The organism is Pseudomonas sp. GP01-A4, assembly GCF_058780865.1.
Map to the genome: position 1 here is coordinate 49230 of NZ_JBYSWF010000033.1, position 24524 is coordinate 73753.

Sequence of the window (24524 nt, forward strand, 5' to 3'; positions counted from 1 at the left end):
CTCCCCGCAAGGCGCAACGATAGCGCCCACAGCAACGCCCGGCCCGGGCCATTCGCATAGTCATCAAAGAGGAAAGTCAGGCAAGTGTTGCGCGCCGGCATTGCACCTGGCGCTGTAGCGTTCGGCGTGGCGACTGCCCGGCGCATTCAACGCCGGGCAGTCGACAACCTGGTCGGCAGATGCCGCACCGTCACTCAGTGATCTTCTCGAAGTTGTTGTAGAACAACTCGCTGTCACGCCCGTCGGTCATGGTCTGCAGCGAATAGCCGCGGTTCAGGCGTGCGCCGCCGTCACGGGTCAGTGGCGCCCATACGACGTTGGCCCGACGCATCGTCGAGGTGCTCATCAATTCGTCGAAGGGGACGGAAATATAGATACCCTTGTCGAAGCTGCCTTCGCCATATTCTTCCTTCGAGGCGGTGGTCAGCGTCACCCAGCCGCCAAACTTCACGCCGTTCTTGAACTGGCGCGAGATGTCGACGGTGGTGCCCCAGTCCCGCGCCAGGTAACGCCCCACACTGACGGCGGCCAGGGTGTCATAGGGCAGCTCGGTATAGCTGGTGACATGGCCGGTGATGGTCTGGTAATCCCGCAGGCCGAAGCCCTGGTTGAAATCACGCTGGCGCACGAAGTTCAGGTCTGCGCCCACTGACCAGTGCTTGCCCGCCGGCCGGAACAACACCTCGCCGCCCACCCCGGCGTACATGGACTCCAGGTAGCCGCCGTAGACCATGCCATACAGGTCGCGGTCCAGGCGCTGCGTATGGTTGACCTGGAAGTTCGGCATCGTCACATCGGACGTGGTCATGTATTGGCGCAGGTCGGTGCGTACTCGCGGCAACCCGCTGGGTGCGTCGTAGGTGAACTTGTCGTAGTTGTTCAGCAGGTTGGCGCTGAGCAAGCCGCTCCACCAGGTATTGCGGGTAAAACGGTACTCCGCGTCGGCGTCGGCAGTGAACTGATAAAGCAAGCCGTCGGGGCCACCGATGTTCTGCTTGTAACCCAGGCCGAGGCCATAGTTGAACGGCTCGGATTGTCTGCTGTAGAGCGTGGTTTCCCGATGGGCAACCGCCGGATTGACCTCGGTATTACGGTGCAGGTCCGTCAACGGTTGCTGGTTGTTCACCACGGCGCGGAAGGTGGCACGGGGCACGCTGGTTTCTTCGATGGGCATGTCATAGCGCTTGTTCACCAGGGTGAACCAGTCGATATCCTGATTGGCGCTGTTGTCGAGAATCCGGCTGGCGCGTCCCACGGCCTTGGCTGAATAGAAGTAGCGTTGCTGCTCGCCATACACCATCAATTCCGAGCCGCGCCGGGCAATGCGCTCCACCTTGTAGCCGGCATTCTGCTGCAGCCTGTCGGCGACGTTGGCCCAGTTGACCTGGTCGGCCGGGGTGGTGGGCATGCGCGCCGGCAACGGTTCGGCGGGCGGGTCATAGGTCTTGACCGGTGCCTTGCGGCTGACAAAGTTGGTGTGCAGGGTGATGCCGAACATCGCGGTATTCCCGCGTTCCCAGGCCGCACTCAGGTCGACGCTGTCAGCCAGCTTATAGACCACGCCAATGTTTACCGGCGAGTCCTGCTTGATCGGGTTGTCCAACGGCTCGTTCTTGTAGTCATTGCCCTCGTATTCGAGTTTCAGGCTCAGGGGTTCCCAGGGCGTTTGATAGGCGATCCCGCCGAACAACGAAGGGCGGCCCCTGAAATAGGCGTTGGAGTTCACGTCCCCTGCCCTGGCGACGACCGCAGTGCTCTTGGGCCGGTCGTTGAACTTGCTGCCGAACACCGACAGCGGGTTGCCGAAGTCGCCTCGGTTTCCCAGGTAGCCCCAGGCGATGCCTAGGCTGAAATCCAGGTTGCCGTGGCGCTTGTTGGCGACAAAGTATTCGCTGGAAAACAGCCCGGTACCGCCGATGTCCCGGGCACCGAAAGCCACCTGCGGTGCCCACCGGCTTTCCTCCCAGAGCCGCGCCTTGAAGTCGATGGCCTTGTCCTTGAAGCTCTGGCTTCCGCTCAACGCCTCGGCGCCGTACCTGCGGTTGCTGATGGCGGTATAACGAAACGAACCCTCCAGCCAATCAAACGGTTGCAGGGAAAAACTGTAGCGCGAGTAGGGATCGGTGCGGTTGGCGTTGGCGCTCAACTCTCCCGCCGGGGCCATGCGTGCGGTGGGGGTCTGTAGCAGGCCCACGCCGCCGAAATCATTTTGGGTGTAACGGGGGTCACCGTGAGCCAACCCGCAAGGCAACAGCAGTACAGCCGCAAAACGTAAATTCAAGGGTTCACCTCAGCCAACGGTTGAGTGGCGAAAAACTCGGCCAGTTGTTGGTTGAGATCAGGGGTCGGCGTCTCAAGGTCGTCGCTGCGGATCGGCACCAGGATCCTGCTGCCGGGGGCCGCCACCACGCCGTCCTCGCGATTCCACGCCGCCACGCCCACGCGCCGTACCTGGCCGTCGGGCTGGATCAGCCACAGGTCATCGCGCTCGGCGTCATCGAGGACCGTGCAGTCGCCAACATAATCCCGCACCTCGCGCATGGCCCGGTACGGCACATCACAGGACTGCGCGACCGCGCCGAGCACGTGCACGGTGGACGGCCTCAGCGGGTAGACAAGCCGGTCCCCGTCATCCAGCAATGCGTTGCGCGCGAACCCCGTCTCCACGGCGATCGGGTCCAGCACTTGCACCTGGCGGCCGGTGACCGGCAACTGTTCGACCTGTCGATACAGACGCGCACTCAAGTCCGCCCGGGAGCCACGGTCATCCAGCAAGGCCCCTCGTTGCAGCAGTTTCAGATCGAACAAAACCCCTGCCTTCAAGCGTTCCTGCGTGCTCACCAACGACTGGTGCAGCCACGCGGCGCCCAACCAGTAGCTTTCTGCATTGGGTTGGGCCACACGAATAACGTCCAGCAAACGCGCACCCGGCTTGACTTCGAAGGCGCCAGGGCTGCGCACATCGCCACTGACTGTAACGGCCGCCTGGCCAGTGCCGGGGCCGATCAGCAACAGGCCCAGCCATAAAAGCTTCGAACACTTCATCGGGCTGCCTCCCGGTCGGGACGCAATTGCACGATTTTCAGGGCCAACCGGGGCGTCAAATGCTGCTCGCTGCGCCAGATGAAACCATCCTGCGGGTCGACCCAATAATGGTTGGTGGCGCGGAAATTCAAGGTGGGAGCGTCCACCTGCTCGTCGATGCGCAGCAAGGCGTAATCCTTGTCCAGAATGCGGAGGGTCTCGATACCGTGGCTGCTGAAACGGCTGTTGACCGCGATACCGATTCGGTTGCCGTCGTAGAGGTCGATCCAGCGTGTGCCGGTGTAACCGTCGGGCAGATGCTGGAGCCCGCGCTTGAACGGCGATTCGCCACTGAAACGCGTGCCATCCAGGGAAACACCCAGCCCGACAGTGCGTACCACCAGGCCGTCACGCATCATCACCACTTGCTTGCCGGAAGCGACCCAGAACTGCAGGTCGCCCCGGCGCCGGGCCATGGCCATCACGCCCTCGCTGACGGCGGTGGTCACCAGGATCTGCGGGTATGGCACCGCGTCGACCTGGGCGCGGGTCACGTTGATCGGGGCCGGGCCCGTCACAGAAGTTTCGAGGGTGTACCACGACGCCCTCATCAACGGGTTACACCCGCACAACAAGAGCGCCATCGACAGGCAGGCGCTGGTAGGCAACATTTTCACCACGGGATAACGCCTTATCTGCTGTTGACTTCACTGAGGTCATTGGCCGATCGGGCACCAATCCCAATGGCACTGGCGGTCGGCAGCAACTGGCTGATCAGGCGGTTCCAGCGCGTCACGCCGGCCGGCCCGACGTACACGATGTCCTGGGGTTGCAAGTCGAACCGGGTGGCCAGCACCAGCGCGGACGGTGACTGGGCATCGAGCTGGAACACCTTGGCCGGTTCGGCTTCCAGGTTGTCCACGCCGCGAATCACATAGACCGCATTGCCATTGGAAGTGGTCTGGTTCAAGCCGCCTACGGTACCCAGGGCATCGGTCAGGTTGATCGACTTGCCCTTGAAGCTCAGGGCCCGGGGCTGATTGACTTCGCCCATCAGGTAGACACGTTTCTGGTCGTTATAGGGCAGGTACAACCGGTCGCCGCCCTTGAGGTAGATGCCCTGCAGTTGCGAGCCCTGGCGATTGAGGCTGTCCAGGTCAAGCGTGTACTCACGGCCGTCGCGCGTCAGGGTCAGGCTCGAGAGGTCGGCATTCGTGGGGTCGACACCGGCGGCCCCAATGGCCTCGACGGCGCTCAATGGCGTGGTGGTGATCGGCTGTTGCCCGGCCTTGATCACCGCCCCGGTCACCACCACTGTCTGGCTGGCAAACCGCAGGACGCTGACGTCGACCTGTGGGCTTTCAATAAATTGCGACAAGCGCCCGGCGATAAAGGCCCGCAGCTCTTCGATGGTCTTGCCGGCCACCGGGACGTTGCCGATATACGGATAAAACAACGTGCCATCGGGGCGAACCAGGCGCCCGTTGGCGTCGATCTGCTGTTGCGGCCCGGACGGTGCCGTCAACTCGGGATGGTCCCAAACCGTGATGAACAACAGGTCATTGGCACCGACGCGATAGCCACCGGGCACATAAGACAACAGTTCCGCCGGCACCGATTCACGAACATGCGTGGCGGCATCCATGGCAATCAATTTGGGGGTGATGGGAATCAACTCTACCCGAGTACTTTCGGAAGAACCCTCACTGGACATTTGACTGGTGTCCATATGTTGACCAGGCGAAAACATGCAGCCGTGCAAGCTGAAACTTGCCAGCAAAAGAACAGGTAACCTACGAATCATAATGGCACTACGCTAGTCGAGGGCGAGTCTAAAAAAGATCACCCAGAAGTTCCGGGTGATCTTGAACAACACACATTGCGGGTTATTAGTTGGTACCGGTGGTACCGCCTGTACCGGTGGTGCCGCCGGTGCCGGAAGTACCGCCATTGGAACTGCCGCCCGAGTTGGAAGCCGCCGCCGCAGCGCCGACTACCGCGGTACCGACCCCGACGGTTTCACCGAGCGTCACGCCGCCCACGAGCGGGGTGCTCAACGACAGGGGCTCGCTCGCGCCGGCCGCATCGCTCAAGGCCTCGCTCGCGATTTCACCTGCCGCCAATGCCGCAGTACTGCTAAAGGCCAGCACGCCGGCCAACAGTATTTTCCTCATATCAGACTCCTTCTCGATATTTACCCCTTATCAAATAATGCAATAAGGGCGTAGTGATGGAACGGAGATAAACAGGCTATGCAAACTGCGCAAAGATCCTGTTGGATCACGCACTTAACCTCCTCGAAATCATCTCACTTGTGGATAGCTCAAACCACCAATGTTAATAATCGTCAGGATTAAACAACGGGGCGTACCGATAACCCGCGACCAATACCGTAATACTCGAAACCATTGGCTTTCATACGCTGCGGATCAAATATATTGCGGCCGTCAAAGATCACCGGCGTGCTCAGTTTTTCTTTTATCAAGTCCAGGTCCGGGGCCTTGAACTCCCGCCATTCGGTCACGATCACCAGCGCATCGGCACCTTGCAACGCCGCTTCCTTGGTGCCCATCAGCAACAGGTCTTCGTTCATCCCGTAAATGCGCTGGGTCTCGGCCATCGCTTCGGGGTCGAATGCCTGGACCCGGGCACCCACGCTGCGCAGTTGTTCGATCAACACGCGGCTCGAGGCTTCGCGCATGTCATCCGTATTGGGCTTGAAGGCCAGGCCCCAGATGGCGAAGGTCTTGCCCTCCAGCTGGCCGCCGAAGTGGTGGTGAATATGCCCGAACAGGTGCTGCTTCTGGCGCTTGTTGACTTCCTCGACGGCAGACAACAGCGTTGCCTGATAGCCGATCGACGACGCGGTGCGCTCCAGCGCCTGCACATCTTTCGGGAAGCACGAGCCGCCATAACCGCAGCCTGGGTAGATAAAGTCGTAGCCGATCCGTGGATCGGAGCCAATGCCTTTACGAACCGCCTCAATGTCGGCGCCCAAGCGTTCGGCGAAATTGGCCATTTCATTCATGAAGGAAATCTTGGTGGCCAGCAGGCAGTTGGCCGCGTACTTGGTCAGCTCGGCACTCCTGATGTCCATCGTGATGATCTTTTCGTGGTTGCGGTTGAAGGGTTCATACAGCTCCCGCATGCGGTCCACGGCGTAACTGCTGTCGCTGCCGATGATGATCCGGTCGGGCCGGGTGCAGTCGGCGACCGCCGAACCTTCCTTGAGGAACTCGGGGTTCGAGATCACGTGGAACTCCACCTCAAGCCCCCGCGACGTCAACACCTCGGACACCTTTGCCCGGACCTTGTCCGCCGTCCCCACCGGCACCGTGGACTTGTTAACGATAATCTTCGGCTCGGTCATGTTGAGCGCAATGGTCGCGGCAACGGAGAGCACGTACTTGATGTCGGCGCTGCCATCGTCATCAGGCGGGGTGCCCACGGCGATGAACTGCACCTCTCCATGCCGCACGCCTTGCGCGGCGTCGGTGGTGAAGTGCAAGCGTCCGGCATCATGGTTCTTCTGGACGAGCGCACTCAGCCCGGGCTCAAAGATCGGAATAATGCCGGCCTTGAGGTTCTCGACTTTAGTCGCGTCCACGTCGACACAACACACCTCATGCCCCGCGTCGGCCAGCACCGCTGCCTGCACCAGACCCACATAGCCGATTCCAAATACAGTTACATTCATTTCAATCTTCCTTTAAACAAGCTCGAGGCGGCCATAGCGGTCTTCAAAGCGGATGATGTCGTCCTCGCCCAGGTACGAACCCGATTGGACTTCAATCAGCTCCAGCGGGATTCGCCCCGGATTTTCGAGGGAGTGCACAACGCCAATGGGGATGTAGGTGGACTGGTTCTCGGTCAGCAGCACTTGCTTGTCGGCGATTTGCACATTCGCGGTGCCGGACACCACGATCCAGTGCTCGGCCCGGTGGTGGTGCAGTTGCACCGACAGCTTGTGCCCCGGCTTCACCGTGATCCGCTTCACCTGGTACCGATAGCCCTGGTCCACCGAGTCATATTTGCCCCACGGCCGATAGACTTCGCGGTGGCTGGTGCTCTCGATCCGGTGCTTTTCAGTCAGCTGCGCGACTATTTTCTTGACGTCTTGCGCGTGGTCCTTGGTGGTCACCAAAATCGCGTCGGCGGTCTCGACGACCACCACATCATTGATCCCTGCAACCGTGACCAGGCGGTGGCTGGCATGCACATAGCTGTTGGTGACGTCCTGCAGCAGCACGTCGCCCTGGGTGCAGTTCTGGTTCTGATCCTTGAGGCCCGCTTCCCACACTGAGTCCCAGGCACCCAGGTCGCTCCACGGCGAATCGAGGATGACCACCGACGCGATGTCGGTCTTTTCCATCACCGCGTAATCGATCGACACGTTGGGTGCGTTCACAAAATCCACCTGGCTGAGCCGGGTGAAATCCTGGTCATGGGCCGCGTTGGAGAGGGACAGTTCCGCGGCCACCATGATCTCCGGGCTCAGGCGCTCCAGCTCGGCCTTCATCACCGAGGCGCGGAACATGAACATGCCGCTGTTCCAGAAGTAGTTGCCTTGTTCCAGGTAGCCTTGCGCGGTCGCCAGGTCGGGCTTTTCCACGAAGGCATCGACATGCGCGGCGCCGTCCACCGCAGCCGCTTGAGTGCGGATATAGCCGTAGCCGGTCTCCGGCTTGGTGGGCACAACCCCGAAGGTGACGATCTTGCCTTTGTTGACTTCCACCTTGGCCAGCGTCAAGGCCGCATTAAAGGCTTGGGTATCGCCGATCACATGGTCCGCCGCCAGCACCAGCAGGATCGGATCGTCCCCATCCGCCAGCGCCGACAGGGTTGCTGCCGCAATCGCCGGGGCGGTGTTGCGGGCGGTCGGCTCAAGGAGGATTTTCTGCGGAATCACGTCCAGTGATCGACTTTGCTCGGCCACGATGAAACGGTGTTCTTCGTTGCACACAATGATCGGCGGGCTGACGGTCTCGCCCTCTATCGACAGGTTCTTGATGCGATCCAAGGTGGCTTGAAACAAACTCAAGTCACCGTGCAGCGCAATAAACTGCTTTGGTTTAAGCGCTCTTGAAAGCGGCCACAGGCGCGTGCCTGAACCGCCAGACAATATAACTGGGATCATAACGATTACTCGATGATTAAAGGCAATAAGAGCGGATTGACAAACAGCCGAAACTAAGAAGTGAATGACTTCACATAACTGATCAAGCGGTCCCTTTCGGTAAAGTCCAGTGAACTTTCGGCACTGCTGTAGTTAAGCGCCGAATCAATCGCCGAAAAGAACGCATCTTTATCATGGGCGATAAACACAGAGGGAAGGTCTGAAAAGTTTTCGGCGGTGTCGTACTGGTGATTATTGATGTGTTCTCCACGCCGACTGTCGCGCGGGACAATAACAATCGGTTTGCCCAGTTCAAGGGAGCGAATGATATTGCCCATGCCCGCATGGGAAACAATCACCTTTGACGCATTGAAGTTCTTTGAAAACAGCGGCTCGGCGATGGTCTTGTAAGCCGTAATGCGCCCCAGGTCATTTTCGTTATTGCCCACCTGGGCAACAATCGGGACCTGCGGGTTTGCATGACTCCACTCATGCAAGTAGCCGAGCATTCTTTCAAAGGGTGCTTGAGTGCCAACGCTGCAAAATATCATTTATACAATCCTCCCTTTATATTGGGCGCGGCTGTTTTGCGACAGCGTGGGCCACTGGGTCAGCAACTCATCGACAAAATACACAGCGATCCTGCCGGACAACGAGAGCTTCTTGGGATTGGCAATGCTGTCGATCCACAGGGTCTTTTTGCCCATCAGTTTTCCCGCGACCAGCCCCAGCAACCCCGGTGCCGCCCCGGTGGAGATCACGTACCTGGCCTTGCTGCGGTAAACGATCGCAAAGATCTGGCAAAAGCCCTTGATGATCTTCAACGGTTCACTGCGATTAAAGTCCGGGACTTGCGCGAAGGCATGGGTTGGATACTGCGAGCCAATGCTGATATCAACGGTGGCGATGGTAACTTTTTGACCGTCGAAGGCAGGCAGCAACTTGCTCATTTGTACCCAGTGCCCACCTCCAGAACAAATCAATAAAACATCACTTGATTGACTCATGACGGTTCCCTTCCTGTCAGGTGTAATAGACATCATTAAATAGTGGCGGCAGTTCTTAACAGTTGGGCCTGGCCTTTCCAGCGGGTTATTCGCTTGGCTTTGAGCAAGGCTGATTTCTCTTTATAGGTTTCTTGATTAGCGATGAGCTGCGCGACGCCGGCCTTGATGGACAGCGGGTCCAGGGTGTCGACAAACACCGCCGCCTCGGAAAACAACGAGCGCAGTACCGTGGTATTCGAAAGCGCCATCGGCCTGCCGGCGCTGACCGCTTCGTTGGCCACGCTCAGTTGGACGTTGTCGCGGGTGGTCAGGCCGAGCACCACATTCGCGTGGCACAGCAGCTGTTCAAAGGTCGCCTTGCTGAGGAAGCCGGTCAGCTTGATGTTCTCGGGGAGTGACGCCACGAGTTCCTCGGAGAGCTTGCCCTGATGCTTGCCGGTGATCAGGAAGTCGACACCGGGCATTTCCCGGGCGGCGTTGATCACGATCTCGATCGGTTCATCGATATCAAACGAGCACGGAAACAGTACATAGGGTGTCTCGCGCTCACTGGCGGGCGCCGCGTGAAAGTCACACGGCAAGTCTTCCAGGATAAAGATATTGGTGTCATTGACGCCCAGGCCGGCCAACTCTTCTTTGACTTTAAAATTATGAACGACGACGGCATCGATTCTATTCAACAGCGCTACCGTGCCCGGAAAGCCTATCCATTGTTTGCGCAACAGGCTGTTGTGGGCATCGGCGATAATCTTCAGCCGGCGGTTGAATATAAACTTGTAGGCCAGTGCTATATGCAATACCGGGCTCGGCGGCAACTGCACCCACAGCACGTCAGGCGAACCGGCCAACAGGGTCTTCAGGGTTTTAAACGACTTGATCAAGTAATCCAGCGGCCGCGCGGATTTCTTCTTGAACTGGTTGGGCAGATGCAGAATGTCATACGCCCAGTATTGCTTCATGGTATCGGCGCGTCGTTGATAGCCAATCCATGCAATCATTAATGATTTCACGTCAGAGTCCTGCATAAATAAAGGTGGGGCCAGTGAGATTGCTTACACTGCAAACCAGATCGGAAAGTCGGCGTTGTATCGAATAGTGTTGTTTCTGAAGCGGATATGTTTGGCCGGATTGCCACCCACGATCGAATACGCTGCAACGTTGCGCGTGACCACACTGCCCGGATAAACAACCGCGCCTGTTCCGATGGTGACGCCTGGCATCACCATCACATTGGGAAAGATCCAGGCATTGTCTTCAATCAACACCGGCTTCCCCACCAGGCAACTCATGGGGTCATCGATATCGTGGCCCAGCGTATAAATCCGGGTGTTATGGGAAATATTGACGTTGTCGCCGATGCGGATGCCCGCCCGGTTATCCAGGTAGCAGTCGTAATTGACCGTGCAGTTTTTCCCGACCGAGAAGTTGCCGAAGGAGAAAAACACCACGTTGCGGTGGATCGTGGTGCGGGCGCCCACCCGGCATCCGGTTGCCCGGAGCAACGCGCGTCGCAGATTGAAAAACAACGCCAGGCTGAGCAGCGTATTGAACAGCGCAACAGCGGCCTTCTTGATGTTCAGTTTCAGGTTCTTCATCTACTCGCCCTGCCCTGAAGTATCCGTTACGCGCTGTGAACTCATCACAAAATTCCTGAAGCTGATATTGGTACTCACCGGCGTGGCGAAAGACGGGTTATTGCCACCGAAGAACGTCGAAAACAGCAAGCCGTCGATGGTGATCTCCGGCGTGTCTCTAAACGTCAGCCCGGTTTCCGAGTGCACCAGCTGGTTGTCGTACCAAATGGAAATCACACCGTCGGCCTGCCCCGGCGTATTCAACTTCACCAGTTGCTCCAACCTGTGCCATTGCCCCACCGTAAAGATCCAGGAACCCAACCCGACTGCCGTGCCCCAGGTTTTACTGGTGGGCAAATACGCGTAAATGGCGCCGGCGCCCTTTTCTTTCCAGATGTAGCGCGTGGAAAAGCCGTCATGGCCGTTCGGTATCTTGCCGCCCGTATTGCCGGTGCCACCGTAGAGGCCCGGGAGCTTGCCGCCTTTTACAAAGTCGAAATTCCTGTCGAACTTCAACTCATAGGTCAGTACCAGGCATTCCCTGCCCGGTTGCGGCAGTGGGGATTTGAATTCAATGCCGCCGTAGGGCAACCCAAGGCGCACCATCGAACCCGGGTCATAGGAGCCGGCCGGAAAATGCACGGCAATGTCCTTGATCTTTTGGCTGTAGGCCTTGTTCGTCAGATTGGCCCTGCCCTTTATGCTGCTTTGCGCCTGGGGCCCGTCGGCCATCTGCGAAATGTCCGGCAGTGACGGGTAGATGTTCTTGATGCCTGGCTCGCAACGGTCGTTCAACTCAGATGCGCCGCTGGCAGCCACCTGCAGAGCGCACGCCACAATGAGTAGCGTCGAGGCTGTCTTTTTCACGTCGGTTGCCCCTCCACTTTATTTTTCATCGACCCATTTCAAAAAGTCGTCGACCGCTTTTTGCGCAAGGGAAGAACGCTGGGCGATCTCCTGCTTGAGGTGCTCGGCCATTTGCGCCTTGGATTGCCGGAATTCGCTGATGGTGGCCTTGATCACCTCAGGGTCTGGGGTGCTGACCAGCCGGGTGCCCTGCGGCAGCATTTCATGGACTTTTTTCAGCTTGTTTTCGATTTCAACCGCGATGGTGGGAAAGCCCAGGGAAGCCGGCAGCAGTACACCGTGTGCACGGGCGCTGATGATCACGTCGGACTCGACGATCAGTTTCGCCATGAAGGTTTCTGGCGTATCGCCCGCCGCGTCCCAGCACAACCATTCGAACCTGTGGTACTTGTCGATCAGGTGCTGGTCACGTTCCTTGTACAGCGAGACCAGGCGTACCTGCTCGCCACGCTTGGCGAGCTCATCCGCGGCCTGGACCATCGCCTTGATGAACTGTTGCCCGTTCGCGTCATGGGGCCAGTCGCGCAGGATGAAGGACAGGTACTTGCCCTTCTTGAGGCTACCGACCTCCAGGTCTTTGCTGGAGATCCACAGGTCGGAAAGCAGGCTGGGGTCGGTGTACACCTCGACGTCGGACTTTCCGAAGGCCTTGCAATGCTGCTGGCTGGTACCGTCCCGCACGGAAATGTAGTCACAGCGATTGATCACGCTGACGGCGCGGGTCAGCAGCTTGCCGCCGCCATCGAAGGGGCCCAGGCCAATGCAGAACGCTGCCAGGCGCCGGTGGAAATAGATCCTGTCGACACCACCGCGCAACCCGACATACAAACGCAGAAGCGTGGACTTCAGGTCGGTCTGCGCCTTGATGCTCTTGCACAGCTTCGCCACGATGCCTTTGTTGGCAGCCGCCTCTTTGGCCGGCGGGATGAACGAGAAGAACTGGCCCCCACCGCCCAACACCACCAGGTCAGCCTTGACCGGCTCCTTGATGTGCAGCCACTTGATACGCGGGTTGAAGTTCCTGGCGATCTGCGGATGATCGACACCCACCGCTATATCCGATTCCTTAAAGCGTTTTTTCAGAATATTGATCACGCATAGCATTAATACGTCATCACCCAAATTACCAGGACCGTATGCCCCCCGGATATATACTTTGCTGACATTCATGCTGGGCTTCCATTTTCCACGGGGTCATTAAACACGGCATTCAAGGCAAACGTTGTTGCGAGAATGTAGATAAATATCAGCGCCATGATCATTAATCGATACAGCACACTTTCGACATAGGCGCTTGATATGAAACTGATGAAAGGCAATGTCCACAAGATCAGGATCCTGGGAGATACGAGCAACTCCAGAGGTAATATCTTCTTGTAGACGAAATACGGCAGTCCCAGCAGGAAGTGAATAAACTGCGAACCGATAAATGCCTTGGCAATCCCGATTGCACCTTCTTCCCGAAGCCACAGTGCTCCGGCAATGAATAACACTCCCCATAGAATGTTACTCATCACACTGAACCAGGCCAGGTTCATCACGATCATCTTTCTTGAAATACCGGACTTGAATGCACTGAGCAGCGAACCCAGGATTACCAGGACTAATGTCACTTCAAAATCCCGCCCCAGGAAACTGCTGCCATACAGTTTGGCCAGCAACTCGGGGAACATGATCACCGGCTGTATGATCACCAACACCACCAGCCAGCCCGACAGAAAGTTCAAGGCGTCCAACTTGCGGCTTTTACCGCCCAGCGCGGCGGCCAGCATCGGCACCAGCACAGAGCCCAACACCACGGAAACATGGGAAAAGATCGCGTTCCATTGCATCGCGGCGGCGTACATGCCCAATGCGGCAAGGCCGTTAGTTGTTTCCGCCAGCAACTTGTTGGCGAACCAGTTCATCGGGGCGACCATCAACCCCGTCAGCAATACCGGCAGGCCAACCGACAGCACTGCGTGCTTTTCAGTCATTGCACCTTTGAAACTCAGCGTGGTATTTCGGGCCTTCAATGTCTTCCAGCAGGCCAGTGCGCTGAAGAACACGATCAGCAATTGAGAACCGGCCAAGCCCAGCAGCGCACCGTTAAGTCGGAACTGCAGGGTCAGGAAGTACGTCGCCGGAATCGCGACAATCGCAATGATTCCATTGATGGTCGCGATTGTCCGGTATTGGCCCCAACCGGTCAGGCAGCCCTGGGTCCATCCCGACAGGATAATCAACGTGATGGTGCTCAATACGATCAGCGATGCAGCGCTGAGGCTGTCTGCCCCAAGGATAACGCTGGAGAAAAAGTGCGGGAAAAACAGCGCTGTCCCGATGATCATCCCGCTGAACACAACCGAGAACAGCAGCGTCAGCGCGATGCCCCTGCCGGTCTTCTCGGGACAGGTCTCCTTGAACTGCCCGATATGCTTGGCCGTCGCCGTGGTGGTGGCTTGGGCGGCGACGTTGGCAAGCATCACAATCGCGCTCTGGATCAAGCCATACTCGCCAAACGATTGCGCACCCAATACCCGGGCAACCAGGATGCCGGTGATGACCACCGACACTTTGGTGGCCACGGCAGAAACGAAACTCCATGCCGTACTGGACACGAACTTTTTCAACAGTGTGCTGTTCATCCGGCATTCACCTGCAAGGGTGTGGTTATCAGCGGCTGGCCAGGCTTGAGGATCTTTTTGCGTTGCCTGGCGGTGTGTTCGGAACAGACCCGCAGCACAATCGCGCCATACGCGATACCGATGGCGTACGGCTGATAAGGCGTGGCCGAGACAACGAACATCACCCCCAGAAAGATGGCGATCGAAACCGCCACCCGGCTGTTCATGTGCTGGGTAATCGAGGTAATGAACACGTACAGCAAGTACACGCCGATCAGCCCGTACTTAACGAAGTAGGTTAGGTAGGCACTGTCGATATTCGAGTTCTTGTCATCGAGGCCACGGTACTCGAACCAGGGAATCTCGAACGGCGTGCCCGCGCCCAGTCCCACAAAGTAATGCAGCGGGTTCATGCCGCGGATCAACTCCAGCGCCGGGCTGAAGCGCGTGGCCAATTGGGCGGCCATGCCTTCGGACGACAAACCATCATTGATTCGATCAGCCCCGATCATATTGCTGATGCCAATGAACGCCATCAGCACCACCGCCCCGGCCAGGGCAACGCCTATCATGCGGGCGGGCCGGGTGTATTGGTGGATGATGATCGCCGCAAACACCGAGACAAAGATGAAGCGAGAGTTGGCAATGAACAAACAGATGAATGAAGTGGCCAGGCAAATGCTTGCGAGCTTTTTCCTGTGTTCGAACAGCCGTGGGTCTATGAAGTAATAAATCAGGTAGGCCACGGCGGCGTACGTACCGCCGTCCAGGTAGCGGTAGGCGTTTTCTTCGTAGTAGACGTCTTGAAACTTGTACAAGCCCAAGCGTAACCAGGCAATGTCCAGCACATTGAAGGCGGTCATCGCGATCAATAGCAGGAGCACTGTCTGCAACTTCAGCGTTTTTGCGGCAAGGGTCGCGATGTTCGAGAGCACGATAAATGACAGGATCATTATAAAAGGCCGAACATCCTTCAACAGGTATTTGTTCGAGGACTCCAGCAGGCCGCAGGCGAGTAACACCACATACAGCCCGCAACCAAAAAGCAGGCCGCCCGGTACCGTCAATTGTTTCTTCTGTGTAGCCACCTGCCGGATCAGCAGTGCGCCCAGCCCGCCGACGATATAAAAGTCAAAGAAGTAGATACCCTTGAGCGAGATTATTTCGCTGTAGGAGTTACCCGTGGGAATAACAGCCAGCATTATCCCGAACACTACGATTGAGTATTTTGGATTTTTCGCCGCGAGCAAACCCGCTGACAGCGCGATAAGGGATAACAGGTAAAACATGGCTGGGTATTCTTTATGCTGATTTGAATTTGGCACGCTACCGCCCCAGGATTTTTCGTTCATTTCCTGAAAACGTGACCTCTATCCTGCAATTACAGTGGTGAATCAGCTCCGATCAGCCTGGTACTCGTACTGGTAATACCCGTAGTTGCCGTAGCCATATTTGGCCGACGCTTTCTTTTCAACGCCGTTGAAGATCGCGCCCCTGAGCACGATGCCGTTCTGGGCAAATCGGCGCATGGTGTGCTCGATCTCTTTTGCCGGGTTCAAGCCATAGCGGGTGACGATCAGGTTGGTCCCCGATTGCCGTCCCACGATGGCTGCGTCGGTCACGGCCAAGAGCGGTGGCGTATCCAGAATCACCAGGTCATACCGTTCGCTGACCTGCGCCAACAGCTCGGTCAGGTTGCGGTGCATCAGCAGCTCGGAAGGATTCGGCGGTATTTGCCCGCGGCTGATGATGTCGAGGTTTTCAATGCCGGTTTTGTGGATGGCGGATTCAAGGGTGCATTGATTGGAGAGGATGTCGGAAAGCCCATCCTTGGCCGGCACACCCAGCACTTTGTGCAGGTAGCCCCGTCGCATATCCACGTCAATCAACAACACGCGCTGCCCGGTTTGCGCGATGACCGCCGCCAGGTTCACCGAGACAAAGGTTTTACCCACCTCGGGGCTGGGGCCGGAAATCATGATCCGGTTATTCGGCGCCTCGAGCATCGCGAAGTGCAAACTGGTGCGCAAACTGCGCAAGGCCTCCACTGCCAGGTCCGTGGGGTGACTGATGGCCAGCAATGAAGAACCGGCATCGGCACGCCCACGCCCGCGGCTGATTTTGTCTTCTTCGACCTTTTGCAGCGTGCTGTACGGAATCGACGCGTACACCGGCAAGCCCAGTTGCTCGATGGCCTCGGGGCTTTCCAGGCCACGGTTCAGCGCCTTGCGCAGCAGCACCAGCGTCACCGCCAGGAAGCCGCCCAGCAGCGTCGCGATCAGCACGATGAGGATCTTTTTCGGCTTGATCGGCTTGAAGAAATTGACGTCTGCGGTGTCGATCAGGCGCACGTTGCCCACGGTGCCCGCGCGCATCACATCGAGTTCCTGGGACTTGTTGAGCAACTGGGTGTAAATGGCCGTGCCGACCTCGACATCCCGGGTGAGGCTCAGCAGTTCCTGCTGGGTGGAAGGCAGGCTCTCGACCCGGCTCGCCAGGCTCTGCTGCTTGCTGGTCAGCTCGCCGATCTGGGTCAGCAATGCGCGATACGCGGGATGCTGGCGGGTGAACTTGCGGTCCATCTCGGCCTGTTGCAGCTTCAGCTCGGAGATGCTGGTATCGAGGCCCACGATCTGGTCGAGAATCGCCTTGGTTTCCAGGGTGATGTCCACCGACTTGCTGCGGATCTGGTATTCATTCAAGGCCTTCCCGGCTTTTTCCAGGTCCTTCTTGACCTCCGGCAGTTGCTCCTTGAGAAACGCCAGGCTTTGCGCCGCCTCAGCCGAGGTGCGCTCCACGTTCTGCCGCACGTAGATCGCCGCGATCTGATTGAGGATTTTGATCGCCTGGTCCGGCTCGGTGCTTTCCAGTGCCAGGCCGATCATGCCCGACTCCTTCCCTCGCTCGACCACATCCAGGTTCTCCTGATAGTCGAGGATGCTGGTCAGTCGCGCATTGCGGATCACCCGGAAACGCGTGCCGGGCTTGGCGCGCAGTTCTTCAATCTGGAATGCCACGCCATTTTGCTCGAACGGCTGCCCGGCCTCGCCGGCCGCCAGCACCTGGTCATCTTCATCCACCAGGGTGTAGTGCGCGTTTTCACCCACGGTCAGGGTCAGCTTCTTGCCCAATTGCCCGTCGGGCAGGTCCAGCTTGAAGATCTTCAGCGACTCGCCGCCCCAGGCGAAGCTGTCCAGGCCCAGCAGCGGCTCGGCGATTGCACCGGGGTTGGCCTTCTGGAAGCGGCGCGCCAGGAACTCACCCACCACCGGGAAGTACATCGGCTGTACGACGATATCGAGTTTCAGGTTGTCGACGGTTTTGCCAATCACGTAGCGGGACTGGATCAGCTCGATCTCGGTGGCCGACGGCGACTCCTTGCCCAGCATCCCGCCGATGTCCGAGAAGCCCAGCAAGTCGTTCTTTTTCGCTTCGACCTGCAGCAGGGCATTCGCCTGGTAGACCGGGGTTGCCAGCACCGCATAGGCGGCGCCAGTGACCATAAAGGCACCGGTCACCGCAGCGATCAGCCATTTATGGTCGATCAGTGTTCCAAACAGACCGAGGAGATCAATCTCCCCGTTATCGTCTTCCTGTACGGTGACTGCTGGCGTTTGCTGCATAAGTCGGATTCTTAGCCTTTATTTCGATTCAAAAAGTAGTGGCGATCAGCGTGCAAGACGCTGCGCCCATGCGTTTACAGCTTCTTCGATCAACGCATAAGCGTGCACAAACGCGGCCTTGCCTTGACGGTACGGGTCGCTGATCTCTCGCTCGTTTTGCCATTTGCCCAGCAGCAAGACCTTGCCTCGTGCCTCGGGCGCCATGCTGAGTACGGCATTGATGTGCTGTCGTTCCATGACCAGGATCAGGTCGGCTTCACTGATCGCCTGTGGCGCCAACTGGGTGGCCTGGTGCTTGTCGGCCGGATGACCGTGGGCTTCGAGTACCGCACGGGCGGTGGTTTCAATCGGCTTGCCGACCAACGCGGCAATACCTGCAGAACTGATCTTGATATCGGAGCACGGGAGTGCGCCACGCAAAAGACTTTCCGCGGTGGGACTACGGCAAATATTGCCAATACAGACAATCAACACTCTTTTAAACAAGGCACTATCCCCGGGCCATCCATTACCCCATGACGCAACATCTTCAACTTCATTACTTCACGGCAGTATTTATTAACACGTAACCCTTACTTCCCCCAAAATTATCTCCGGACGAAAAATAACAACCACCGCCTTCAACCCGACAATTTATAACATTCATTACTTCGTCACCCCCATCGGCTTTAAATTACAGCCTTGTCACGTATCGCCTTATATAGGAAGAGGAACTCCCATGAGCGCAAATGCCAACAAAGCCTGGTACCTGGTCCAGTGCAAATCCCGGCAGGACGAGCGCGCCGAGGAGCACCTCCAGCGCCAGGGCTATACCTGCTTCCGGTCTACCTATAAACGCGAACGGCTGTTGAAGGGCCAGCGCAGGACCACCCGTGAATCGTTGTTTCCCGGTTATCTGTTTATTCAAATGAGCCAGCAGGACAGCTGGAGCTCACTGCGCTCGACCCGCGGTGTGTCGCGGGTGGTGGCATTCGGCGCGCACCCGTTGCCCATCAGCGACACGCTGGTGGACGAACTCCAGGAGCGCGACCACCAGGCCGTGGTGAGCGCCCTGTTGCAGCCCGGCGAAAGCGTGCGCATCAATGAAGGGCCGTTTGCCGAACTTGAAGCGGTCTTCCTGGCCATGGACGGTGAGGAACGTGTGGTGTTGCTGATGAACTTCCTGCAACGGGAACAACGCATCAACTTGCCATTGGCAGAAATCAGCCGAGTGCAAAGAAGTGACTGATAGCGGCGCTGAACAGACAAGAAATAACATTCAACTTAATAACAGACTAAAAATAACATCCGCTTACTTTTTCACCTCTTGAGAATAAAGTAATACGTGAATTAACAGCGAGGGACGGCCATGAAAAGTTCAAAGCTATTGGTAGAGCGTATCGGCCTGTTTCCTTCTTCGGGAAACATTCACGTCAAGGTTAATAGTTCAACCACCGTTGTAGAACGCATGCAGGTGTTATACGCCGGCCATTCCCTGGACAGTGACGAATCCTGTACCGGGCTTTCAATGGTGTTCGCCGACTGGCGCTTCAAGTTGCAGGTGAGCAATCCCCTGTCCATCTGCCTGTGCGTGGAGAGCCGCGGCGACAGCCACCTGATGCAAATGAAGACGGCCGAACTATTGGCGAATATTTCCTGCACCGAGGAGCGGCCATGAGCATTTATGAGGATCTGAAACGGGCCTACGCCTTGAAAAGGCTGACGAACACGTTTGAAGGTTTCGTGGGCCTGGCACCGCACGAACAACTGCCGGCGGAGCAATATGCGCGCAACACCCGGATCATGTCCCACTGGCTGGATCAGTTGCGCGGCATCTCACCGCAGGACATAACCGACACGCTGTTCAAGCAGATGAAGCGTTCGCAGCGCCGTGGCGATGCCCGGCGCTTCAATTGCCAGACGGTGCTGCTGGAGCTGCTGGTGGAAAGTAACCTGGCCCTGGACCTGGCCACTTACTCGGCGTTCAACTGCATGGAAGAGGTCCGCCAGGAAGGCTCCTGATGGGCCTGGTCGGCACCTGATACGGCCACTGCCACATGGTTGAGCAGCTTCTCGGCGTTGTACTTGGGTGCCATCGCACTTAACAACAGGATCACCATTCCCCCCCCGATCAACGATGGGGAAACCCGCACTTCCACCACCTCAAGGCGCCATAGAAACGCCAGTGCCGCCATGCCGCCCAAAAAGCCACCGGCCAGTGCTTCGTTGAGTGGGTGAATATAGGGTGCCACGCAATAGGCACTGAACCAGCCGGCGATCAACATCCCGGCGATAGCTGCGGGCCAGCGCCACTCGGGGTTGACCCGGCGCGCCACCAGGCTCATCGCCACGGGCACCATCAACGACGTATTCATGGCGTGACCGCTGAGCACCGCAATATCCAGCTGCTGGAGCGCCACGCCCCAGCCCTTGAACAGCAACTTGCTGAACGCCACGATGGAATAGGTGCAGGCGATGGTCATCAGCCACCACTTGACCGCCTGGGGCCGGGAATACCAGAGCCAGACGGCGATCACCACTGCGGCCGGAATCATGACGGTGATACCGCCATATTGCGCCAGTTCTTCCCGTATCAAGTGCTGTTCCCTACCCGCAAGTTTTTCCCGGACCCATGAGACCTCAGGTCCGGGCAAAACACAACGACTTCAGGGCGCGCCAGCCAGCGATTGCGGCGAAAACACCTCGGTATCCGTCAGTTTCCGTACCTCTACCCGGTGCGGGAAAATCTTCTTTTCCACAAACAAATCATCCACCTGCTGCAACGCCTGCACATCCCGCTCCTCTACTGGCAGCAGCGACTCATCACCCCATGTGCGCAGCAACTGTGAAACCTTGAGCGGGATATCGTTGACCGTGGCAAACACCCGTGCGTATTCCTCGGGGTTCTGCTGCGCCCATTCAAAAGCCTTGGCGAACCGCTGCAAAACGTCACGCAACGCCTGGCGCTTGAGCGGGTCGCTGAGCACTTCATCGGACGCGGTAATAAACGTCAGGCCGGTATTGATGCCCTCCCCGCTGATCAGCACCCGCGCGCCCTGCTGTTCGGCGAACGCCTGGTACACCCCGAAGGTCGCCCAGGCTTCGATCTTGCCGGCGTTGAACGCAGGTAATGCATCGGTGGGCAGCACGAAGCCGACGTTGACGTCCTTTTCATCCACGCCGGCATTCGCCAGGGCGCGGATCAGCAGGTACTGGGAAATGCTCCCACGGGCCGACGACACCACCACATTGCGTCCTTTCAGATCGGCCACGCTGTGGATCGGTGAATCGGGCGGCACCAGGATCGCAATGCTGCGCGCCTGACTGCGGCGCACCGCAACGATACGCAGCGGCGTGCCTCCGGTGGCAGCCGCCAGCACCGGTGTATCCCCGGCCGGGCCGAGGTCCACGGCGCCGGCGCGCAAGGCTTCGAACAGCGGCGCGGCGCCCTGGAAGTTGGCCCACTGGACCTTGTAGTCGATGCCATCCAGGGCGTGGGCGGCCTCCACCACCGTACGCAAGCCCTTGGCCTGGTCACCGAGGATCAAGGTCACACCCGACAGATCCGATGCAGACTTCGGCGCTTCAGCGGCTTTGTCGCAGCCGCCCATCAGCAGTGCAGCCGCCAACAGGCAAAGGGTTCTGAATTCAACCATGGGCAAACCGCCTGACGCTGGCGTTCGCAGGCTGGGCGGCCGGGGCGTCCACTTCAACCCCCAACAGGCTCAGCAAGCGGGCGCGAATCGCCTGGAAACCGTCCTGGCCGGTATCCCGTGCACGGGGCAGGTCGATGCGCAGTTGCTCGGCAATCTTGCCCTCCGCCAGCACGATCACGCGGTCGGCCAGCAGGATCGCTTCGTCGACGTCGTGGGTCACCAGCAACACGGCCGGCGTGTGTTTGCGCCAGAGCTCGATGATCAGGCGATGCATCTTGATGCGGGTCAGCGCATCCAGCGCGGCGAAGGGTTCGTCGAGCAACAGCAGCTTGGGCTCGCGCACCAGGCCGCGGGCCAATGCCACGCGCTGGGCCTCGCCGCCGGAGAGGGTCGCCGGGTACGCCTCCAGCCGATGGGCCAGCCCGACTTCCGTCAACGCCTGCACCGCACGGGCCTTGGCGTCGGGAACCCGCAGGCCGAGAATCACGTTTTTCCAGGCGCGCTTCCACGGCATCAGGCGCGGCTCCTGGAACACCGCCGCCCGGGCCTTGGGCACGCGCAACTGGCCGCTGTCGATGCTGTCCAGGCCCGCGAGGCTGCGCAGCAAAGTGGTCTTGCCGGAACCGCTGGCACCCAGCAACGCAACGAACTCCCCCGGGGCGATATCCAGGTCCAGGCCGTCGATGACCCGCTGCTGGCCGAACTGGCGCACCACATTGCGCAACTGCACCGGTGCTGTTGAAGCTTCGAGAATCGACATGTCAGTTCCTCACAAACGATGGGCGCCAGGCCAGGGCAAAACGTTCCAGGGTGCGGATCAAGCCGTCGATCAGCAGGCCCAGCACGCTATAGATCAACAGGCAGATCACGATCACGTCGGTGCGCATGAAGTCCCGCGCATCACTGGCCAGGTAGCCGATACCGGCGGTGGTGTTGATTTGCTCGACAAACACCAGGGCCAGCCAGGAGATGCCCAGGGAATAGCGCAGGCCGACAAAAAACGAAGGCAACGAGCCCGGCAGGATCACGTGCCAGATCAGCTCACGACGGTTGAGGCCGAGGGTGTTGGCGGCCTCGATCAGTTTGGGGTCGATGTTGCGGATGCCGGCGAACAGGTTGAGGTACACCGGAAAGGTGGTGCCGGTAACGATAAGTGCGATCTTGGTGAACTCGCCGATGCCGAACCAGAGGATGAACAACGGCACCAGTGCCAGGGAAGGAATGGTGCGCAGCATCTGCATCGGTGAGTCGAGGATTACCTCGCCGCGCTTCGACAGGCCGGTGATCAACGCGGCCACCACCCCGATACTCACGCCGATGCTCAAGCCCAGCAACGCCCGTTGCAGGGACACCAGCAGGTGCTTGCCCAGCTCTCCGGAGACGATCATTGCCCACAGGGTGCCGCCAATCTGAGACGGCGCGGCGATGATCCGTGCCGGGATCAAGCCCAGCTCGGAGGCCAGTTCCCACAGCAACAGCAACACAATCGGGCTGACCAGCCGCAGCAACACATCGGGGGTGCGCCAGTTGCGCAGCCAGCGCGGAATCAAGCGGGACGCAACGCCGGCTTGACCCTCGGCCTTGTCGACGGAAAACGAACTGGCGTTAAGGGACTTTTCAGTCATCGGGCTTCCTTCCTCATCAAGAACACGGCCAGGAGCGCCGCTGCGGTTTCATGCTATTCGCATAAAAAACCTCAGTGAAATTCTATTTGGGAATAACCTAATACGATTAAAATGCGTATTACTGATAACGATATAAAAAAATGATTCTGTATTTTTATAATTAGGATAGAACCAATCGGCATTTTACAGGCCCGGGTGCGGCCCCTATTTTCGATAGCAGCTTTATTCCTGCCCTCAACAAGGACTGACCATGAGCATCGAATTTATCGGCTATATCGGCGGCCACCACGCCTCCGAGATCCACCCTCGCAGCGGCCCGACCTTGCAGCCCGACTACGTGGAGACCGTGGCCCGCGCCCACGAAGAGGCCGGCTTCGACCGCGCGCTGGTGGCCTTCCATTCCAACAGCCCGGACAGTACGTTGATCGCTGCCCATGCGGCCAGCGTGACGAAAAAGCTGCAGTTCCTGATTGCCCACCGGCCCGGCTTCGTCCAACCCACCCTCGCTGCGCGGCAGTTCGCCACGCTGGATGTGTTCAACGGCGGGCGCACCGCGGTGCACATCATCACCGGCGGCGACGACCGTGAACTGCGGGCCGATGGCAGTCATATCGACAAGGATGAGCGTTATGCGCGCACCGACGAGTACTTGAGCGTGGTGCGGCAGGAATGGACCAGTGAAAAGCCCTTCGACCATCACGGCACTTACTACCGGTACGAGGGTGCGTTTTCGACGGTGAAGTCGCCGCAGCAGCCGCATATACCGTTGTATTTTGGCGGGTCTTCAGCGGCGGCCATTGCGGTGGCGGGCAAGCATGCGGATGTGTATGCGCTGTGGGGTGAGACCTACGAGCAGGTGAAGGAAGTGGTCGCCCAGGTGCGGGCTGAGGCGGCCAGGCATGGGCGTACGGTTCGCTTCAGTTTGTCGTTGCGGCCGATTCTGGCAGAGACTGAAGCGCTGGCTTGGGAGCGTGCGGATCGCATCCTGGAGCAGGCGACGGCGCTGGCTGAGAAGAATGGGTTTGTGAGGCGTGAACCGCCGAATGAGGGGTCGCGGCGGCTGTTGGCGGCGGCGGCCCAGGGGTCGCGGTTGGATAAGCGGTTGTGGACCGGGATTGCGGGGTTGCTGGGGGCCCAGGGTAACTCTACTTCTTTGGTGGGTACTGCGGATCAGGTGGCCGAGGCTCTGCTCGACTATTACGACCTGGGTATCACGACCTTTTTGATTCGTGGGTTTGATCCGCTGAATGATGCTATTGATTACGGGAAGAGGCTGATTCCGCTGACTCGGCAGTTGGTGGCTGAGCGGGAGCGCCAGGCGGCTGGAAAAGTGGCCTGAGGGAGGGGGACCGAGTACATATCCGTTTCTTCGGTAACGGCCACTTATGGTTCCGCTCTTACAGCGGGTCACTTTTGGCAAACGCCCGGAATGCCGGCCCAGCCAAAA

The 24524-nt window shown here is 58.6% G+C and carries 25 protein-coding genes; 4 read left to right on the forward strand and 21 right to left on the reverse strand.

The genetic code is table 11. The features are described 5' to 3' along the window. Positions 1 to 190 precede the first annotated feature (190 nt). The 17 genes from AC3WKX_RS19150 to AC3WKX_RS19230 all read right to left on the reverse strand — a co-directional run bounded on the left by AC3WKX_RS19150 (position 191) and on the right by AC3WKX_RS19230 (position 18303). The gene (locus tag AC3WKX_RS19150) at positions 191 to 2281 is read right to left on the reverse strand and encodes a YjbH domain-containing protein (RefSeq protein ID WP_102605793.1); all 2091 of its coding nucleotides are present in this window, start codon (positions 2279 to 2281) and stop codon (positions 191 to 193) included. Next, on the reverse strand, positions 2278 to 3045 hold the full coding sequence (locus AC3WKX_RS19155) for a capsule biosynthesis GfcC family protein (RefSeq protein WP_102605792.1): 768 nt from the start codon (positions 3043 to 3045) through the stop codon (positions 2278 to 2280). Before AC3WKX_RS19155 ends, AC3WKX_RS19150 begins: the two co-directional genes overlap by 4 nt. Then, complete coding sequence (locus AC3WKX_RS19160) at positions 3042 to 3701, reverse strand: YjbF family lipoprotein (protein ID WP_032899416.1); 660 nt, start codon at positions 3699 to 3701, stop codon at positions 3042 to 3044. The genes AC3WKX_RS19155 and AC3WKX_RS19160 overlap by 4 nt, the downstream gene beginning before the upstream one ends. A gap of 14 nt (positions 3702 to 3715) precedes the next feature. Then, positions 3716 to 4828 (reverse strand): polysaccharide export protein, encoded by a 1113-nt coding sequence (locus AC3WKX_RS19165; protein ID WP_143495494.1) that lies wholly within the window; start codon positions 4826 to 4828, stop codon positions 3716 to 3718. An 85-nt stretch (positions 4829 to 4913) separates the two neighbouring features. Next, positions 4914 to 5198, reverse strand: a complete 285-nt coding sequence (locus tag AC3WKX_RS19170; RefSeq protein WP_102605791.1) for a hypothetical protein — start codon at positions 5196 to 5198, stop codon at positions 4914 to 4916. Positions 5199 to 5377: 179 nt separating this feature from the next. Beyond that, complete coding sequence (locus AC3WKX_RS19175) at positions 5378 to 6721, reverse strand: UDP-glucose dehydrogenase family protein (protein ID WP_003211357.1); 1344 nt, start codon at positions 6719 to 6721, stop codon at positions 5378 to 5380. Between the two features lie 12 nt (positions 6722 to 6733). Next, positions 6734 to 8161: a mannose-1-phosphate guanylyltransferase/mannose-6-phosphate isomerase gene (locus AC3WKX_RS19180; RefSeq protein ID WP_032899404.1), complete on the reverse strand. Its 1428-nt coding sequence runs from the start codon at positions 8159 to 8161 to the stop codon at positions 6734 to 6736. A 53-nt stretch (positions 8162 to 8214) separates the two neighbouring features. Then, entirely contained in the window at positions 8215 to 8691 is a 477-nt protein-coding gene (locus AC3WKX_RS19185; RefSeq protein ID WP_003211352.1) for a glycosyltransferase, read from the reverse strand. Continuing rightward, positions 8692 to 9147 (reverse strand): glycosyltransferase family protein, encoded by a 456-nt coding sequence (locus AC3WKX_RS19190; protein ID WP_023658755.1) that lies wholly within the window; start codon positions 9145 to 9147, stop codon positions 8692 to 8694. 35 nt (positions 9148 to 9182) lie between these two features. Then, positions 9183 to 10145: a glycosyltransferase family protein gene (locus AC3WKX_RS19195; protein ID WP_008435460.1), complete on the reverse strand. Its 963-nt coding sequence runs from the start codon at positions 10143 to 10145 to the stop codon at positions 9183 to 9185. Positions 10146 to 10199: 54 nt separating this feature from the next. Next, positions 10200 to 10742 (reverse strand): acyltransferase, encoded by a 543-nt coding sequence (locus tag AC3WKX_RS19200; RefSeq protein ID WP_102368815.1) that lies wholly within the window; start codon positions 10740 to 10742, stop codon positions 10200 to 10202. Further along, positions 10743 to 11588, reverse strand: coding sequence for a polysaccharide lyase (locus AC3WKX_RS19205; RefSeq protein ID WP_256579834.1), 846 nt, complete (start codon positions 11586 to 11588; stop codon positions 10743 to 10745). Between the two features lie 18 nt (positions 11589 to 11606). Then, positions 11607 to 12758 carry a polysaccharide pyruvyl transferase family protein gene (locus AC3WKX_RS19210; RefSeq protein WP_023658752.1) on the reverse strand — a complete coding sequence of 384 codons (1152 nt, stop codon included), beginning with the start codon at positions 12756 to 12758 and terminating at the stop codon, positions 11607 to 11609. Further along, positions 12755 to 14215 carry an oligosaccharide flippase family protein gene (locus AC3WKX_RS19215; protein ID WP_087694220.1) on the reverse strand — a complete coding sequence of 487 codons (1461 nt, stop codon included), beginning with the start codon at positions 14213 to 14215 and terminating at the stop codon, positions 12755 to 12757. The genes AC3WKX_RS19210 and AC3WKX_RS19215 overlap by 4 nt, the downstream gene beginning before the upstream one ends. Next, positions 14212 to 15483: a DUF6369 family protein gene (locus tag AC3WKX_RS19220; protein ID WP_008435476.1), complete on the reverse strand. Its 1272-nt coding sequence runs from the start codon at positions 15481 to 15483 to the stop codon at positions 14212 to 14214. The genes AC3WKX_RS19215 and AC3WKX_RS19220 overlap by 4 nt, the downstream gene beginning before the upstream one ends. A 105-nt stretch (positions 15484 to 15588) precedes the next feature. Continuing rightward, on the reverse strand, positions 15589 to 17817 hold the full coding sequence (locus AC3WKX_RS19225; RefSeq protein ID WP_102605790.1) for a polysaccharide biosynthesis tyrosine autokinase: 2229 nt from the start codon (positions 17815 to 17817) through the stop codon (positions 15589 to 15591). A 45-nt stretch (positions 17818 to 17862) separates the two neighbouring features. Next, the gene (locus AC3WKX_RS19230; protein WP_032899408.1) at positions 17863 to 18303 is read right to left on the reverse strand and encodes a low molecular weight protein-tyrosine-phosphatase; all 441 of its coding nucleotides are present in this window, start codon (positions 18301 to 18303) and stop codon (positions 17863 to 17865) included. A gap of 232 nt (positions 18304 to 18535) precedes the next feature. Here AC3WKX_RS19230 and rfaH point away from each other — a divergent pair, with 232 nt between their 5' ends. The 3 genes from rfaH to AC3WKX_RS19245 all read left to right on the forward strand — a co-directional run bounded on the left by rfaH (position 18536) and on the right by AC3WKX_RS19245 (position 19818). Next, positions 18536 to 19045, forward strand: coding sequence for a transcription/translation regulatory transformer protein RfaH (rfaH, locus tag AC3WKX_RS19235; protein WP_003211330.1), 510 nt, complete (start codon positions 18536 to 18538; stop codon positions 19043 to 19045). A gap of 120 nt (positions 19046 to 19165) precedes the next feature. Next, positions 19166 to 19474, forward strand: a complete 309-nt coding sequence (locus tag AC3WKX_RS19240; RefSeq protein WP_023658750.1) for a hypothetical protein — start codon at positions 19166 to 19168, stop codon at positions 19472 to 19474. Then, the gene (locus AC3WKX_RS19245; RefSeq protein WP_003211325.1) at positions 19471 to 19818 is read left to right on the forward strand and encodes a hypothetical protein; all 348 of its coding nucleotides are present in this window, start codon (positions 19471 to 19473) and stop codon (positions 19816 to 19818) included. Before AC3WKX_RS19240 ends, AC3WKX_RS19245 begins: the two co-directional genes overlap by 4 nt. Here the strand turns inward: AC3WKX_RS19245 and AC3WKX_RS19250 are convergent. The 4 genes from AC3WKX_RS19250 to AC3WKX_RS19265 form a co-directional block, all read right to left on the reverse strand. Next, positions 19770 to 20393 carry a hypothetical protein gene (locus AC3WKX_RS19250; RefSeq protein WP_008435482.1) on the reverse strand — a complete coding sequence of 208 codons (624 nt, stop codon included), beginning with the start codon at positions 20391 to 20393 and terminating at the stop codon, positions 19770 to 19772. The genes AC3WKX_RS19245 and AC3WKX_RS19250 overlap by 49 nt on opposite strands. Positions 20394 to 20462: 69 nt before the next feature. Further along, positions 20463 to 21452 (reverse strand): ABC transporter substrate-binding protein, encoded by a 990-nt coding sequence (locus tag AC3WKX_RS19255; RefSeq protein WP_008435483.1) that lies wholly within the window; start codon positions 21450 to 21452, stop codon positions 20463 to 20465. Beyond that, positions 21445 to 22212 carry an ABC transporter ATP-binding protein gene (locus AC3WKX_RS19260; RefSeq protein WP_008435484.1) on the reverse strand — a complete coding sequence of 256 codons (768 nt, stop codon included), beginning with the start codon at positions 22210 to 22212 and terminating at the stop codon, positions 21445 to 21447. The genes AC3WKX_RS19255 and AC3WKX_RS19260 overlap by 8 nt, the downstream gene beginning before the upstream one ends. Before the next feature lies 1 nt (position 22213). After that, positions 22214 to 23077 carry an ABC transporter permease gene (locus AC3WKX_RS19265; protein ID WP_003211316.1) on the reverse strand — a complete coding sequence of 288 codons (864 nt, stop codon included), beginning with the start codon at positions 23075 to 23077 and terminating at the stop codon, positions 22214 to 22216. Between the two features lie 250 nt (positions 23078 to 23327). Between AC3WKX_RS19265 and AC3WKX_RS19270 the strand changes: the two genes are divergently transcribed. Then, a complete protein-coding gene (locus AC3WKX_RS19270) occupies positions 23328 to 24416 on the forward strand; it encodes an LLM class flavin-dependent oxidoreductase (RefSeq protein ID WP_102605789.1) in 1089 nt (362 codons plus the stop codon). The last annotated feature ends 108 nt before the right edge of the window (positions 24417 to 24524 follow it).

Coding starts and splice junctions, on each gene's coding strand:
- AC3WKX_RS19155 (WP_102605792.1), bottom strand. CDS start 3,045: ATGAAGTGTTCGAAGCTTTTATGGCTGGGCCTGTTGCTGATCGGCCCC.
- AC3WKX_RS19165 (WP_143495494.1), bottom strand. CDS start 4,828: ATGATTCGTAGGTTACCTGTTCTTTTGCTGGCAAGTTTCAGCTTGCAC.
- AC3WKX_RS19170 (WP_102605791.1), bottom strand. CDS start 5,198: ATGAGGAAAATACTGTTGGCCGGCGTGCTGGCCTTTAGCAGTACTGCG.
- AC3WKX_RS19175 (WP_003211357.1), bottom strand. CDS start 6,721: ATGAATGTAACTGTATTTGGAATCGGCTATGTGGGTCTGGTGCAGGCA.
- AC3WKX_RS19180 (WP_032899404.1), bottom strand. CDS start 8,161: ATGATCCCAGTTATATTGTCTGGCGGTTCAGGCACGCGCCTGTGGCCG.
- AC3WKX_RS19185 (WP_003211352.1), bottom strand. CDS start 8,691: ATGATATTTTGCAGCGTTGGCACTCAAGCACCCTTTGAAAGAATGCTC.
- AC3WKX_RS19190 (WP_023658755.1), bottom strand. CDS start 9,147: ATGAGTCAATCAAGTGATGTTTTATTGATTTGTTCTGGAGGTGGGCAC.
- AC3WKX_RS19195 (WP_008435460.1), bottom strand. CDS start 10,145: ATGATTGCATGGATTGGCTATCAACGACGCGCCGATACCATGAAGCAA.
- AC3WKX_RS19200 (WP_102368815.1), bottom strand. CDS start 10,742: ATGAAGAACCTGAAACTGAACATCAAGAAGGCCGCTGTTGCGCTGTTC.
- AC3WKX_RS19210 (WP_023658752.1), bottom strand. CDS start 12,758: ATGAATGTCAGCAAAGTATATATCCGGGGGGCATACGGTCCTGGTAAT.
- AC3WKX_RS19215 (WP_087694220.1), bottom strand. CDS start 14,215: ATGAACAGCACACTGTTGAAAAAGTTCGTGTCCAGTACGGCATGGAGT.
- AC3WKX_RS19220 (WP_008435476.1), bottom strand. CDS start 15,483: ATGTTTTACCTGTTATCCCTTATCGCGCTGTCAGCGGGTTTGCTCGCG.
- AC3WKX_RS19225 (WP_102605790.1), bottom strand. CDS start 17,817: ATGCAGCAAACGCCAGCAGTCACCGTACAGGAAGACGATAACGGGGAG.
- rfaH (WP_003211330.1), top strand. CDS start 18,536: ATGAGCGCAAATGCCAACAAAGCCTGGTACCTGGTCCAGTGCAAATCC.
- AC3WKX_RS19240 (WP_023658750.1), top strand. CDS start 19,166: ATGAAAAGTTCAAAGCTATTGGTAGAGCGTATCGGCCTGTTTCCTTCT.
- AC3WKX_RS19245 (WP_003211325.1), top strand. CDS start 19,471: ATGAGCATTTATGAGGATCTGAAACGGGCCTACGCCTTGAAAAGGCTG.
- AC3WKX_RS19255 (WP_008435483.1), bottom strand. CDS start 21,452: ATGGTTGAATTCAGAACCCTTTGCCTGTTGGCGGCTGCACTGCTGATG.
- AC3WKX_RS19260 (WP_008435484.1), bottom strand. CDS start 22,212: ATGTCGATTCTCGAAGCTTCAACAGCACCGGTGCAGTTGCGCAATGTG.
- AC3WKX_RS19265 (WP_003211316.1), bottom strand. CDS start 23,077: ATGACTGAAAAGTCCCTTAACGCCAGTTCGTTTTCCGTCGACAAGGCC.
- AC3WKX_RS19270 (WP_102605789.1), top strand. CDS start 23,328: ATGAGCATCGAATTTATCGGCTATATCGGCGGCCACCACGCCTCCGAG.